Here is a 15853-nt window from a genome sequence, read left to right on the forward strand (position 1 = left end):
GACGAAATGACCTAATTAATGAAATAAAGGAAATGATTAAGAACTATATAAAAACAGCATGGCGTAACTTGGTTATAAACAAGGTTACTTCATTAATAAGTATTGCAGGTTTGGCAGTTGGGATAGGTTGCTTTATATTATTGGCTACCTATTTATTAAATGAACTGCGGTATGATAGGTTTCATGTTAACGCCAGTCGTATAGTACGTGTGGCTTATAATTATAAATCGTCGGATGATGCAGAGGCTAAAACAACTTCTGTAACGCCAACCGCACCGGTACCTGTATTTAAACAGCAATTGCAGGAGATTGAGGATGGTGTACGCATTTATTGGTATAATAATCCGGTACAATACCAGGATAAGCTATTTAACGAAAAACGGTTTCTGTTAGCTGATGAGCCATTTTTCAAAATCTTCAGCTTTAAGTTTCTGAAGGGTAACGCCGCAACCGCACTTAAAGATCCGTCGGCTGTGGTGATTACTGCATCTACCGCAAAAAAATACTTCGGTAATGAGGATGCTATGGGCAAGGTTTTGAAGGTTAATAACAAACAAAACATGATGGTTAGCGGCGTGGTAGAGGATGTGCCCGAGTATTCGCAGATCAAGTTTGACATGGTAGGCTCGTATGCTATTACCGAACACTCTAAAACGCGCAGATGGGATTCGGCTAACGATTATTCATACCTGCTGTTAAAGCCGGGTGTTAATATGGTTTCGGTTGAGCAAAAAATGAATAACTACGTAGCTGAGATGTTTAAAGATGATTTCAGGCAGGGGCACAAAATGTGGTTCAAGCTCGAGCCTTTGACCGATGTCCACCTTAAATCGGAAGCTACCTACCCGCTAACGCCATCTGGCAATATTAAATACATTTACATTTTAGGCGCAGTAGCGGTTATTTTGTTGCTGCTGGCCTGCGTGAACTTCCTGAACCTGGTAACAGCCAAAGCCATAGAACGCGGTCACGAAATAGGGGTAAGAAAGGTAATGGGCGCGGCACGTACGCAACTTTTTACACAGTTTATCATCGAATCTGCTATGATCACGCTGGTGTCGTTACTTGGCGGTTTGTTTTTGGCCGATTTAAGTTTTAAATGGTTCAGCGATTTTTCGGGCCAGCATTTAGGGTTTCAAACCTGGAATACATCGTGGTTGATCATGGCATTGCTGGGTTTGTTTATAACAGTGACATTTTTAGCCGGGACTTATCCGTCATTGTATCTGTCGGCTTTTAATCCTATTGTTACTTTGAAGGGGAAACTCACAAATACCTCTGGCGGCCGGGCTTTACGCAGATCGTTGGTTATATTTCAGTTTGTGGTATCTGTGTTTTTCATGATTTGTACGGTTATAGCCGGCAGCCAACTGCGGTACATTCAGCATTTGAATATCGGCATCGATAGGTCGCAGGTAATGGTGATAGATATCGGCGGCAAATCATTAAAAGATATTAAATCATTTAATAATGAGGTAACACGATTGCCCGGCGTACTAAGTGCAAGTGCTTCTTATGATTCACCGGTAGATGTTCACGGAGGGTATAGCATCAACAAAGCCGATGGCAAAAACAGTGATTATAACCTTTCGGTAACTGCTTTGCCGGTAGAACGCAGTTTCTTGAAAACACTCGGTATTAAATTGGTTCAAGGCAATGATTTTACCGATGCCGATGAGCAACGCTCTACCTTAACCGATGAAAATCAGCGCAGTTATGGCTTTATTATTAATGAAAAAGCCGCACAGGCATTGGGTTGGAAAGCTGAAGAAGCAGTAGGCAAACACATTGGCCTTAACGGACGTACCGGCGAAGTAAGAGGAGTTGTACAAAATTTTAACTTTGCTTCGCTTCATCAGGAAATTACGCCAATTGTAATGTTCACTGAGGATTATTTTGGTAAGATCCTTATCAAAACTTCGGGAAATAATACTGCCCAAACCATATCGGCAGTAAAAGAAAAATGGGCTGCCTTTAACCCTGCCACACCTTTTGAATATCACTTTCTTGATCAGGAGTTTGATGATATGTACAAAGCCGAGCAACGCACCGGTTCAATACTAACCGCGTTTACTTTTGTTACTGTATTTATTTCCTGCCTCGGCCTATTCGGACTGGCGGTATTCTCCACCAGGCAAAGGCTAAAAGAAGTCGGAGTGCGCAAAGTATTGGGAGCAAGCGTTTTCAGTATAGTGAAACTTGTTTCGGGCGATTTTCTGAAACTGGTGATTATATCGGTTATCATAGCCTCGCCGATAGCCTGGTACGCCATGCACCGCTGGCTGCAGGATTTTGCATATAAGATCAGTATACAAATATGGGTATTCATAGCTGCAGGTGCTGTAGCTATACTTATCGCTTTTATTACGGTTAGTGTACAATCTCTTAAAGCTGCACTTGCTAATCCGGTTAAGAGTCTGAGGTCCAGTGATTAGAGGTTGGTGGTTAGAGATTAGTTGAAAACATAGGAGGCCGGCTGTAAGAAAATATTTTTTACAGCCGGCCTTTTTGATTAAGTCAATTTTCGCAGCGGGTACGAGTAAGCTATCCTTAACTCCCAACTACATACTTGTTTCAGGAGAAGTAAAATTCAATATCTCAATCCGAAATCAAACTTAATCTAATCTCTAACCACCAACCTCTAATCACTAAACCCCACTGTATCATAACCGTACGCACCTTGTTACATAAGCGTACAGTAATGTTTTGATAAGATGATTTAATTTGTTGATAATTAGTTAGATATAACTTTGGTATGTTATTGATATGTTAATCGCAAAATGATGAGTATTATTGTTTAACTCATTTATTTACTAACAAACTAATTCAATAATTAAAAATGTTATCACTGCAGCATATTTCAAAGTATTTCCAGGTAGGGGGCAACAGAAACATCATCCTGAATGATCTCAGTCTTGAAGTTGACGAGGGCGAATTTATTTCTATCATGGGCCCTTCAGGTTCGGGTAAATCAACGTTGCTTAATATCATTGGTATGCTCGACGAACCATCGGATGGTTACCATTATTTTGAAGGTCATGCAGTGCATCAGCTTAAAGAAAAACAGCGCTCGGCCTTGTATAAGCAATACATTGGTTTCGTTTTCCAGGCTTATCACTTAATTGACGAATTGACTGTTTACGAAAACATTGAAACTCCGCTTATTTACCAGGATTTTAAAAGCGCAGAGCGTAAGGCTATGGTTGCTGATATGCTTGATCGCTTTAGCATCGTAGGTAAAAAGGATCTTTTTCCTGCACAGCTATCCGGGGGGCAGCAGCAGTTGGTGGGTATAGCCCGCGCACTTATCGCTAAACCCAAATTGTTATTAGCTGATGAACCAACCGGTAACCTCAATTCAAAACAAGGAGAGGAGATCATGGAGCTGTTCCGCAAGCTGAATAAGGAAGATGGCGTAACTATTATCCAGGTTACCCACTCCGAAAAAAATGCCGAATACGGTTCGCGCATTATCGACCTGCTGGACGGCCGGATCGATTCATCAAGAAAACTCTGAACTCAATAATAAAATGCGATACTATAAATTACTATTTTTCGGTCTTGTTGTATTTGGAAACTTAAAGGCTTACAGCCAGGCCCCGGCAGATTCTGTGCTTACTTTACAGCAGTGTATTGATCTTGCAATTAAAAATAACCTCAGTGTTAAAACAAGCGAATTGCAGATGCAGACACAGGAAATTGCCTATAACCAGGCACGCGAAAACCTGCTGCCGTCGCTTAATGGCAATGTGAGCCACAATATCAGCAACGGCCGTAGCCAGGACCCTACAAATTATAACTATGTAACACAGCAAATTACCTATGCCCAGTATAACCTGAACAGTAACCTGACATTGTTTAATGGCATGAGCCTTATCAACAATATTAAACGTTACTCACTGGCATACCAAGCCGGTAAAATGGACTTTCAACAAGCTAAAGATCTTGTTACGTTAAACGTGATTACTGCCTATCTTCAGGTGCTCGACAACGAGGACCTGCTGAAGGCAACAGATATACAGGTTGAACAGGCGCAGAGACAGGTAGACAGGCTGGTTATATTGAATAAAGACGGTGCCACGCCACCTGCTACGTTATATGATTTGAAAGGAACATTGGCAACCAGCCAAATTGGAGCTGTTAACACCAAAGCCGCAATGGGGATTTCAAAGATTAACCTATTGCAGATCATGAATGTGCCACTTAGCAAGGATATTAAACTTGCCCGTTTATCGGCCGATCAATTACCCGGCAGTTATGATAAAACGGCCGATGAGATTTATACCAAAGCGCTTAATGACCTGGCGTTGGTTAAAGCCTATGATCTGCGCTTAAAAAGTGCCGAAAAAGAAGTGAAATCTGCAAAGGGGGCTTTGTGGCCTACTATCTCAGCGTTCGGATCATTGGCAACCAACTACTCAAGCACCGGTAATACAGGATATTATTCGCAGTTGAAAAATAATTACAGTTCGGGCTTTGGAGTTGGGTTAAGCATACCTATCCTTAACTATTTTCAAAACCGTAACAAAGTGGCCCTTGCCCGGATCGACCTGCAAACCGCAAAATATAATAATGACTTTACACGGATCCAGTTAAAACAAAATATCGATCAGGCCTATATTAACATGACGTCGGCCCTTGAACGTTATCATTTGCTGCGCGATCAGGTGGATGCCTACGGCGAATCGTACCGTATTGCTGAAGTTAAATTTAATTCGGGAGCAATTACTTCGGTTGATTTCGTGATAGCCAAATCAAATTTCGATCAGGCTAATACAAACCTGATCAATGCCCGGTATGACTATTTTATCCGCACCAAAATACTTGATTATTACCAGGGGAATTTAGCGCTGTAACAACAGATTCTTTAAGATTAACAAAAGCCTATACTTTTATCTCAGATTATCAGTTAAATATCTGGTTGAACTTTTACCGAACTTATCGGTTAGGTTTAACCGGATATTTCTATTTTAGCGGCAGTTTTGCAAACAATATTGTTTTCATAAACTTAATACATCATCCAAACACCTAATAAATATGAAAAAATCAATTTTACTCTCATTATCTATTTTTTTATTGTCAATCGGCGTATCTAAAGCCCAGGTAATCCCAAGTTTTTCTTTTGGCTTGAAGGGCGGTCTAAATTATTCAACTTTCCCGTCAAACGGTATTTTTAACAACGATAACAAAGCGGGCTACCAGGCCGGTGCATGGGCACGAATCGGCGGTTTAGGCTTCATTTTTCAGCCGGAGCTTTATGTTACGGGAAAAAATGTAACAGTAAATACCAATGACGGTACAGCTAAAGCAAACTTTACAAGTGTTGACGTACCATTATTATTAGGTGCTAAAGTTGGAGCATTAGGCTTAGGCGGAAGGTTTTACGGTGGCCCTGTATTGTCGTTTACCGTTAACCGTGATCAAAGTTTGTCAAGTGCGGCGGCGCAAGCAGCAACTTTAAAATATAAAGATGCTAACTATGCTATACAGGTAGGTGCAGGTGTTGACATCAGCAGCCTTTCTATCGACCTTCGTTATGAAGGTGGTTTAAACAAAATAGCCTATGGTAATGATAACTCTCATACCCGTGTGAGCCTATTTAGCCTTGCTGTAGCTTACAAATTATTCTCATTATAATTCTTCGACCACTTCAAAATATACAAACGACCCGCCGGAAACGGCGGGTCGTTTTGTTCGAAATCAAAAGATGTAACTATTGTTCCGGGGTTTCGCAATCGATTGCATATTTAGTATCATACTTTAGCTTGTGATTGACAAAATAGTATTATACTTATTGTACAACGTACACCTATATTTATTTGCCATTTATGCACCTGTTATCTGTTTAAACGCGGATTATTGGTGTTTCCTAAAATTAAGGGCAGATGAAAAAGTATCTTCTCCATTCCATCAAATTTTTATTTGTGCCGCTGCTGATTACCGGCAATGCTTCTGCACAGCAAAAAGACACAACTTCGAAGCTTATCAGGCTAAATCAAATAGGATTTTATCCTGGCGCTGTAAAGAAGGCTATAGTTTTAAACGATAAGGAAGGCGACTTTTTTATCCAAACCGTTCAAAAGCAAACGGTATTTGCGGGGAAGCTAAAACCTTCGTTAAAGCCTAACTTTGCCGGGCATATTGTTCAATCGGCAGATTTTAGCGCGTTCACGAAGCCCGGTCGTTATGTACTATATGCTCCATCTGTTGGTTATTCTTATCCTTTTGAAATTAAAGCATCTGTTCATACCCCTGTGGCTGCAGCCGCTATTAAAGCTTACTATTTTATGCGTTCCGGCACAGCCTTGCCCGAAAAATACGCCGGCAAATGGCGCAGGGTTGAAGGGCATCCCGACACCGTAGTGCTGATCCATCCATCTGCCGAAAGTGAGGGGCGAAAAGCAGGTTCAATAATTTCATCGCCTCGCGGCTGGTATGATGCCGGTGATTATAACAAGTATATCGTGAATAGCGGTATTACTACAAGTACACTGCTTTCTTTGTATGAAGATTTTCCGGCTTACATGAAAACAGTCAGGCTTAATATCCCCGAAAGCAGTAAGAAAATCCCGGATGTTTTGGATGAGGTACTTTGGAACCTTCGCTGGATGTTGACCATGCAGGATCCTGCCGATGGCGGTGTTTATCACAAACTTACCAATGCGGCTTTTGATAAGTTTGAGATGCCTGATAAAGATAAGTCACCACGCTATGTGGTGCAAAAAGGCACTGCCGCCACGCTTGATTTTACAGCTGTTATGGCCCAGGCTTCACGGATTTTCAGACATTATCCCAAAGAGTTACCGGGTCTGGCTGATTCATGTTTAAATGCTGCTCAAAAAGCCTGGGAATGGGCGGTTAAAAATCCGCAATCAGCCTACCGTCAGGAAGAAATAAACAAAAAGTTTGAACCTAAGATCACCACGGGCGCTTATGGTGATAATAATTTTACTGATGAGTTTATTTGGGCTGCATCGGAACTGGTAGCTACTACCGGCAACGCAGATTATCTTAAAAATATCAATCTTGTACCAGATAATAGGATGCCGGTGCCCACCTGGTCGCAGGTTAGGTTGTTGGGTTATTATACGTTGATAAAAAATAATGTTACCGACAAGGCTGTCCCTGCGATTTCCGAAATCACGAAAAATCTTATCAGTACAGCCGATGATATGATCAGCGGGGTTGATTCAAACGCCTATCAAACGGTAATGACAAAATCCATAAGGCATTTTGGCTGGGGCAGTACATCCGAAGCTGCAAACGAAGGGATCCTGCTTATTCAGGCTTATAAACTAACTCACAGCAAAAAATATCTGAATTACGCTTTGGCTAATCTGGATTACCTGCTGGGCCGTAACGGTTCTGGCTATTCTTTTGTTACGGGATATGGAACTAAAACGCCGATGCACCCGCACCATAGGCCATCGGCTGCAGATGGGATAGTTGATCCGGTGCCGGGTTTGCTGGTTGGCGGATCAAACCCCGGCATGCAGGATGGCATCCAGGTGCCGTCGAAAGTACCTGACGAAGCTTATATCGACGACGAACGCGCTTATGCTGCAAACGAGATAGCCATCAACTGGAATGCGCCGCTGGCTTACCTGGCTAACGCCATGGAAGCTTTACAACACGAATTAGATAACCATTGATCAACTAAATAAAACATAAAACCTCACGACATGAAAAAACTCTACATTACAATGATTGGCCTGGCCTTTCTCAACGGGCTGTGCTATACAGTGCAGGCTCAAAAGAAGCCGGTTGCTGTCAGTGCTACCGATAAAAAGGTTGATGCCCTGATAGCCAAAATGAGCCTTGAAGAAAAGGTCGGACAGATGACCGAAGTTACTTCTGATGTTGTCTCTAAATCAGGTGGCGGCGCTCATGAACTTGATCCTGATAAATTGAAAGAGGCTATCATGAAATATCATGTTGGTTCGATATTGAATGTTACCGGAACAGCCTATGAACGCAGCCATTGGTATGATGTGATCTCGCAGATTCAGAAAGCGGCCGATCAGGATCGTTTAAAAATTCCGGTTATCTACGGTATTGATGCTATTCACGGTGTTACATATACTGTTGGCAGCACTTTATTCCCGCAGGAAATAGCTTTGGCTGCAACCTTTAACAAAAGTCTTGCGCATAAAATGGGGGAGATCACTGCCTATGAAACCCGCGCAAGTTATATCCCATGGAATTACTCTCCGGTGTTAGACCTTGGCCGCTCGGCTTTGTGGCCGCGGATCTACGAAACGCTTGGGGAAGATCCTTATGTGGTAAAAACAATGGGTGCCGAAATTATTAAAGGATATCAGGGTAACGATGTAGGTGATAAATACCATGTTGCCGCCTGTATGAAACATTACCTCGGCTACAGTTTCCCGCTGAGCGGAAAAGACCGTACCCCTTCGTGGATTCCTGACCGTTATATGCGCGAATATTTCCTGCCGTCATTTGCTGAAGCTGTTAAAGCAGGAGCAAAGACGCTGATGATCAACTCGGGCGAGATAAATGGCGTACCCGTTCACGCAAGCAAATATCTGCTGACTGATGTTTTGCGCGGTGAACTGCATTTTGACGGTATTGCTGTAACCGACTGGCGAGATATCCAATACCTGCATGACCGTCACCATGTGGCCGCTACCCAAAAAGATGCTGTAATGATTGCTGTAAATGCAGGCGTTGATATGAGCATGGTACCTTATGACTATACTTTTTATACTTATCTGATTGAACTGGTAAAAGAAGGTAAGGTATCAATAGCCCGGGTTAACGAAGCCGTTCATCGTATTTTAAAGGTTAAATATGAGCTTGGCTTATTTGAGCGCCCGGTTGGCAACCCTGATGACTATCCTAAATTTGGATCGGATGAGTTTAGGCAGGCCAGTGTACAGGCCGCTAATGAGGCTATTACATTGTTAAAAAACAATAACCATGTGCTTCCGCTTAAAAAAGATATTAAAGTACTGGTAACCGGCCCTACGGCAAATACCATGCGTTCGTTAGATGGGGGATGGAGCTATACCTGGCAAGGCGACTTGTCGGATAAGTTTGCTGCCGGGAAGAACACGATACTGGAAGCTATCCAACAAAAAATAGGAAAGGATAACGTAACTTATGCAGCCGGGGCATCTTTCGACAGTCTTCAAAATATAGATGAAACCGTAAAAGCCGCTAAAAATGCTGATGCTATTGTACTTTGCCTGGGCGAACTTTCCTACACCGAAAACGTAGGTAATATTGATGATCTGAACCTTCCCGGAGCGCAAACTCAATTGGCTTTGGAGCTTGCTAAAACCGGTAAGCCGGTAATCCTTGTATTGGCAGAGGGCCGCCCCCGTATTGTTACCGATGCCGAAAGTAAATCTGCCGCTACCATTATGGCCTATCTGTCTGGCAATGAGGGAGGGGATGCTATTGCCGGTGTTTTGTTTGGTGATGTAAATCCATCGGGCCGTTTATCAATAACGTATCCGCGTTATCCTAATGCGTTGGTTAACTACTACCGTAAAAATTTAGAAAATGGTAATCCCGACGATAAACACGGCTACAATCCTTTATATGAATTTGGTTACGGCCTCAGCTACACCACTTTTAGCTACAGTAACCTGCAAATCAGCAAGCCCGAACTTAAGGATAACGAAACGCTGACCATATCTGTAGATGTTAAAAATACCGGTCAGATGGAAGGTAAAGAATCAGTGTTGTTGTATATCAGTCAGCTTTATGCCAGTATAGCTCCTGATACCAAACGCTTGCGTGCTTTTGATAAGATCAGCCTGAAACCTGGGGAGACCAAAACGGTTACCTTTAAAATAACCCCGAAAGATTTGGCCTTTGTGAACGATGTAAGCAAAACGGTAACCGAAGCTGGTGCGTTTAAGATCCAGCTTGGTGATCAAACACAAAGTTTTAATTATGTATCTGCAAAAGATCAACCGTCAAGAACTGGCAGGTTGTAAGGGGGGATTAGGATTATAAGAAAAAAGCGCTTCCAATCAGTTTTGGAAGTGCTTTTTTTGCTTTTAAAGACTTACGAAGCTTCCAAAACTTTGTAAGTCTAAATTAATTTCTTTTGAAACTTGCGCTCGTTTGTAACGAGTGCTTAATGTGTTTGCGATTGTATCGCTTCCGCTTACGTTATAAACGTAAGCCCATGGTAAGCACTCGTTACAAACGAGCGCAAGAGCTTACTTCACCACCTCAACCCATTGGCCTTTTAATAAGCTGCTGATCTGGTTATTATACATAGCCTCGCAATAAACCGCCGGTAAATAGTATTTGCCGGTATAAGCCGCGTTAAGCATCACGTAATAAGTTGATTCCTGACCTTCGTTTAAGCTGAAATAAGTATTCACCCTGTCGTCACGAATATCGCGGTAATCAGATGGCGACGATTTAAATGCTTCATCACCAAGCAGGCGGGTATTCAAGATCTCCCAACCCGAAGGGAAGATCTGGGTGAGGGCGAGGTTGTCATATCTGCCGCGTTTGCCGGGGTTTTTGATGTTCACCTGGGCTACAAAGTCGGTACCCTGTTTTAACGATGAAGGATCTATCGGTTTACCTTTAAGCGAGAAATAGCCTACCCGCATTTGTAATACATCAGGATTGAGGATCGATTGGGTATCCTGTCCTGACGACGGCTGTCCTTTTTGTATTAGCCTTATGTACAATTTGTTATTGCTATTGTTTTTAAGGTAAACTTTACCGCCGTTGCCAGCCAATGCACCCTGCCATAAATACGAACTTGTGCTAATGGTAGCTTTAGCACTGCCGTTAGCATAGTTAAATTCAAGCTTGCCTGCTGGTTTGTTTTGCCCATAGAACTGCGCTAAAGCTATTAGTGAATAAGCTGTGGTTTGAGTGCTGTACCAATCATCCTGCGATAAACGTGCTGCGACAGTGTGCACCAGTCCGGCGGCCTTTTGTTTTTGCTCCAGCAGGGTAAGGGTTTCGAGTATCATTGCCTCGTCCCTTAAATCGGAGCCATAAGTGCCATAAAGACTATTATATGGTTTAACAGTGGTCGATAACTTTGCTATCATCCTTAATCCAACTTCAGGCTGGCCGGCGAGTTTATAAGCTGCGGCAAGGCGCCAGGCTGCTGCGTCACTCAATAATGCAAACTCACGCAGGCGGTTCATTGCACCCATTTCGGGTGAACGGGCGAGGGCCAGCAAGTATAAGCGGTAAGCCTGTGTAAGGTCATCCTCATAATAGTATGGTTGCTTGCGCGGTGCCCAGCTCAGCGCCTTTTCTTTCTGGTATTTTTTCCAGCGGTCAATAAAGCCTATTGGCATGCTGAATCCTTTTGCCTGGGCGGCCAACATGAAATGCCCGGCATAATTTGTTCCCCATTCATCGGCCTCGCCGCCGTAAGGCCAGTAACTTAAGCCACCGCCCTGCACCTGGAAGCCGTTGAGCCTGTTTATGGTGGCTTTGATATTACGGTCGGTTTCGGCCCTTTGTTTTGGCGAAAGATCAAGCAATTGGTTCAGGTACAATTGCGGGAATGCCGAAGAGGTAGTTTGCTCAACACAGCCATGCGGGTATTCAATCAGGTAATCCAAGCGTTTTGAGAGGTTTAACGGCGGGATGTAAGCCACCTCAAGTGTTGCTTTATTGGTACCGTTAATGCCAACAGGCTGGTAATCGATATTCCATACTTCACCAGGAGCAAGCTCTTTTTGAATAATGCGTGTAACCGGTGGATTAGGATTGCGCACATTGAGATCAACATCATAGGCTGCTGTTTCCGAACCGCTTTTGGCAATTATTTTTACTTTGCCTACGCCAACAAAATCCTTAACGTTCAAATCAAAAGTTACCATTTGGTCGCCGGGCTTATCAAAAGTAAGGGTTTTCTGGTTGTTGCCGCCGAGGTTGCTGAAAGCATTGCTCTGTACCTGTATGCTTACGAATTTAATATTGTTTTCCATAGCAAACACGGTAACCGGCAATTGAATGCTTTCTGAAGGGCCAAGCACACGCGGCAGGGTAGCCAGGATCATCAAAGGTTTTTTAACAGCTACAGCTTTTTCGGCAATGCCGTATGCTCCGTTGTGTCCCGCTACTATCATCGCTTTAACAGAACCTACGTATTGCGGCAATATAAAGCGCTGTGTTTGTTTTTCGCCGGCATCGAGGTGGAATGGTCCAAGGAATTTTACAACGGGCTTAAAGCGGTTTACAGACACGTTTTTGTTATTGCCGAGGTTCCCGTCACCACCTATGCTTAAGATACGCTCCAAGCCACCGCCAAATGCACCTATTACATAGTCAAACAGGTCCCAGGTTTTTACGCCTAAAGCCTCGTGAGCATAAAAAGTATCATGCGGATCAGGTGTTTTGTAATTGGTGATGTCTAACAATCCCTCATCAACAATTGCAATGGTGTAAGTCATTTCTTTGCCAGATGCTTCCGATACCGTAATGGCCGACTGTGTTTCGGGCCTGATCTTATCAGGCATATTGATGATAGGTTTCAGGATCGTTTCGGGGTTTTCAACCTGCAATGGGATGGCGCCATACATGCGGATGGGCAGGTCATTAACCGTTTGCGAATGTTTTTGCAACAGTGTAACGTTCACAAAAACGTTTGGCGCCATTGTTTCATCAACCGTAAATGTATAGCGGGTTTGCCCTTTCCTGGTATCTATCCACGCTGTTTTTAAAACTTTGCTGCCATTTTCAAAACTGATCAACGCGCGTCCGGACTCACCGGTTGGGATGGTCAAAGTAGCCTCATCACCAACTTTATAAGTTGATTTATCTGAAGTAAAAGATAACATCGCTGCTTCAGTAGGATTGGTTGATTGTAACCTTTCCGACCAGTTTGGCCAGTCAACGTAAATGATCTTACCTGTTGAATGGCCGGTTTGTTCATCTTTAACTTTAATAAGGTAACGGCCCCAGTCGGCTTTGTTGATGTGCAGGTTCCATTTGCCTGCGCCACCTGTAAGCCTCACGGTTTCAGTTTTGATGAGCTTGTTATATTTATCCTGTGTAAAGTTGCTCATTTCATTGCCGGTTTGATCCCACCACCAACGCCATTGCACTTTGTATAGCTCAACCTGCACATCGCGGCTGCCCGGCAGGGGGTTGCCGTTCACGTCAACATCGGCAATGTCAACTAGATGATCTTTATCAGTAACCAGCATTCCCGACAAGTCGCTGCCTTCGGGGGTTTTTATGCCCACGTAGCCCTGATAAACGTTATAAGGCATGCTAACCTGGTTTATGCTGAAGTTGCCGCCCGGCTCAAATACCTTAACCAGGAAATTTGCACGAAGCTGCCCCGGGGCTTGTTTCTCTACGTTTACATTTGCATCGACATCAGCTGTGCCGGTTTCACTCAGCTTGCCGTCAAAAACGGTTTGTACCTGGGTATTAAAGGCTAGTGTAGGATCGTCAAAAACATAATCCTTATATTTTTTGAAGCTTGTGTTTTGCGCGGATAGATAAGCATCAACTTTAGCTTTTAAGTTTTGTGCTGCACCGCCAAACAGCCATTGTGCGCTTAGTTTACCGTTGGCATTGTTGCCCTTGGTTAATTCTGCAGCTCCGCCGAACGACAGGCTAAGCTTGAGCCTGTTAGGCATTATGGTTTCAACCTTTATCTTTTTCTCAAACGTAGCACCACCAACTTTAACTTTGGCTGTCCAGTTGCCGGTAGGGGATGAGGTTTCGGTTGCCGTATGGAAACTGTAAAATCCATCTAAACTTTTAGTTTGGGTAATGCGCCTGTAAAGCTTATCACTTGGGTCATACAATTCAAATTCAACAGGATGATCGGGAGGCAGGGTTTTTAATTTGTCCTCGAGAATAAACGATGTATAAATGGAATCCCCCGGACGCCAAACGCCGCGTTCGCCATAAATAAATCCTTTGAGGCCGTTTTGTACTTCCTCGCCACCTACGTTAAACCTCGACAGAGGTAAAGAGCTGCCATCATCCAGCTTTAAATAGCCGCGTTGTGTACCTTTTTTTGCTACCAATAAGTATGGTTTTCTCTTCAGATTAAATTTGGCCAAACCGTCGCCATCGGTAGTGGTTTTGTAGATCACTTGTTTCTGATAGTCCAGCAGTTCGATATCTGCATTATTCATAGGCTCGGCACTCAGGATATCGGTAACGGCTATCAGCATGCTGTTATCATTACCCCGTTTGGCGATAAGGCCGATGTTTGATGAAATGATATTACGGGTAGCCCAGCGCTGTTTGCTGTAATACGAATCTGTACAGGCGTCGTCACGTTCCTGCCAGTTATAACCTTCGGGATAATAGTTGTCATAACGCTTCCAAAAGTCGTCGTCTTCATCACTTACTTTTGATGTATTATCGCTGTAATCACCACCGTAATAACCGCCTTCTTCGTCATCATCGCCATTATCTTTTTGAACCTTACCACTGTTGATCTTGCAGTTGAACAAGGAATATGATCGCCTGAAGCCGATAACCACCCGGTAGATGGCACCAGGTTCGGTGCGAATCATCTGGTCAAGATCGAGCATAAAACGATTCTTCTTGTGAAGGTTAAGACCTTTATCGGTGTCTAACCGGATCGTTTTTTGTACTATAGGCTTGCCAACTTGCCTTAATTCGGCACTGCCGTCAAGGCCATTGCTTTGAAAATATTGAGGTACGTTGTTTTCATAGATTTTGATGATCGTAACATCAACCGCATTGAGGTTAACTGCTTCAAATGGCATCATGATCCGTCCCGAATCGGGGAGGATAACACCTTTGCCGGGGATAGTAACAGCAGGCAGTCGGTTCTCAAAAAACAGGTTTGCGGTGTAGCCTCTGGTGATCCTTTTTAAAAGCGTGTTTTTTATCCCTTCATTTACGGTCACCGTATAATCACCTTGTAAGCGATCCGGGGCATAAACTTTTACCAGGCTCCCATCAATGCTGTATGCCGGATCAGTGATATTATTGATGCTGATAAGGCCGTTAAGTTCTTGTCCAACTAAAATGTTATCCGAAAACTGTACTTCAACGTATTGGTCGTTATCCTGAACGGCGCGGATATTCAAAACTTTGAAATCGCCAATTGCAGGAACTTCAAAATTTTGGCTGCCTTTTTTATCAACGCCAATGCTGCTGCCGTCCCAATTGATAACAAGCGGACTGGCTTTGCCAGCTATACGGGTTAAGCCGGTTATGGTAAAATGATGGTTTTTATGGGCTGCGTCATGCTCCCAGTTTATTTTAGCCGGCGAATCATAATTAGGTACGATAAGTTTATCAACAGCAGAGGGATCTTCAGCGTCGGCGGTTTGAATATCGCCTGTAAGCTTCATTTCAGTATTTGAAGTACTGCTGGCTGTTTGCATGCCAATAAATGACACGGTAAAATCGGGTTGGATAACCTGGAAGTTAAACTTAAAGTGCTCAAAATGGCCCGGCACTTCAATAAGTTTGCTTAATTTAAAATCAGCAGTGTAGTTTTTACCGGGATCGAGTTTTTCATCAGGCCTGAACTCGATGGTTCGGGCATCTGTCCAGATGGCTTTTCCTTTTATAGACGGAGAAAAGTTGAAAAGATCTTCGGTTATTTCTTCATTTTGCTGATGCGTTACCTGAACATCACTTGCCAGTCTGATCCGGATAGGGCTCTGTTTGGAAACAACGCCCGTTGTGTACGATTCGATATACTTACTGAATGCGGGATCAACAACCGTTTTTTTGTGACCACTCGCTATCAGGTATACAACGAGTAAAACAAGCGCAATGGTAGTAATAACAGTGATTAAGGTTCGGCGTTTGCGGAACTGACTGTATCCGTTTTCCATGAAATAGGTTTATTTATTATCAGGTAAATTATAAAATTTATGACAAT

General features: G+C 43.2%; 7 protein-coding genes. 6 read left to right on the forward strand and 1 reads right to left on the reverse strand.

Annotated features, from left to right (window positions below; translation table 11 throughout):
• Window positions 1–32: 32 nt before the first annotated feature.
• The 6 genes from ACEN9X_RS25315 to ACEN9X_RS25340 all read left to right on the forward strand — a co-directional run bounded on the left by ACEN9X_RS25315 (window position 33) and on the right by ACEN9X_RS25340 (window position 9968).
• The gene (locus ACEN9X_RS25315; protein ID WP_413667779.1) at window positions 33–2435 is read left to right on the forward strand and encodes an ABC transporter permease; all 2403 of its coding nucleotides are present in this window, start codon (window positions 33–35) and stop codon (window positions 2433–2435) included.
• Between the two features lie 404 nt (window positions 2436–2839).
• Complete coding sequence (locus tag ACEN9X_RS25320; RefSeq protein ID WP_112569202.1) at window positions 2840–3517, forward strand: ABC transporter ATP-binding protein; 678 nt, start codon at window positions 2840–2842, stop codon at window positions 3515–3517.
• Window positions 3518–3530: 13 nt separating this feature from the next.
• Window positions 3531–4856, forward strand: coding sequence for a TolC family protein (locus ACEN9X_RS25325; RefSeq protein ID WP_413667780.1), 1326 nt, complete (start codon window positions 3531–3533; stop codon window positions 4854–4856).
• Between the two features lie 181 nt (window positions 4857–5037).
• A complete protein-coding gene (locus ACEN9X_RS25330) occupies window positions 5038–5637 on the forward strand; it encodes a porin family protein (protein WP_413667781.1) in 600 nt (199 codons plus the stop codon).
• Between the two features lie 248 nt (window positions 5638–5885).
• Window positions 5886–7652 carry a glycoside hydrolase family 9 protein gene (locus tag ACEN9X_RS25335; RefSeq protein WP_413667782.1) on the forward strand — a complete coding sequence of 589 codons (1767 nt, stop codon included), beginning with the start codon at window positions 5886–5888 and terminating at the stop codon, window positions 7650–7652.
• A gap of 30 nt (window positions 7653–7682) precedes the next feature.
• The gene (locus ACEN9X_RS25340) at window positions 7683–9968 is read left to right on the forward strand and encodes a glycoside hydrolase family 3 N-terminal domain-containing protein (RefSeq protein WP_413667783.1); all 2286 of its coding nucleotides are present in this window, start codon (window positions 7683–7685) and stop codon (window positions 9966–9968) included.
• 228 nt (window positions 9969–10196) lie between these two features.
• Here ACEN9X_RS25340 and ACEN9X_RS25345 read toward each other — a convergent pair whose 3' ends face one another.
• Complete coding sequence (locus ACEN9X_RS25345; RefSeq protein WP_413667784.1) at window positions 10197–15806, reverse strand: alpha-2-macroglobulin family protein; 5610 nt, start codon at window positions 15804–15806, stop codon at window positions 10197–10199.
• Between the last annotated feature and the right edge of the window lie 47 nt (window positions 15807–15853).

The sequence above is a fragment of the Mucilaginibacter sp. Mucisp86 genome (genome assembly GCF_047324315.1).
Taxonomy (GTDB): Bacteria; Bacteroidota; Bacteroidia; order Sphingobacteriales; family Sphingobacteriaceae; genus Mucilaginibacter.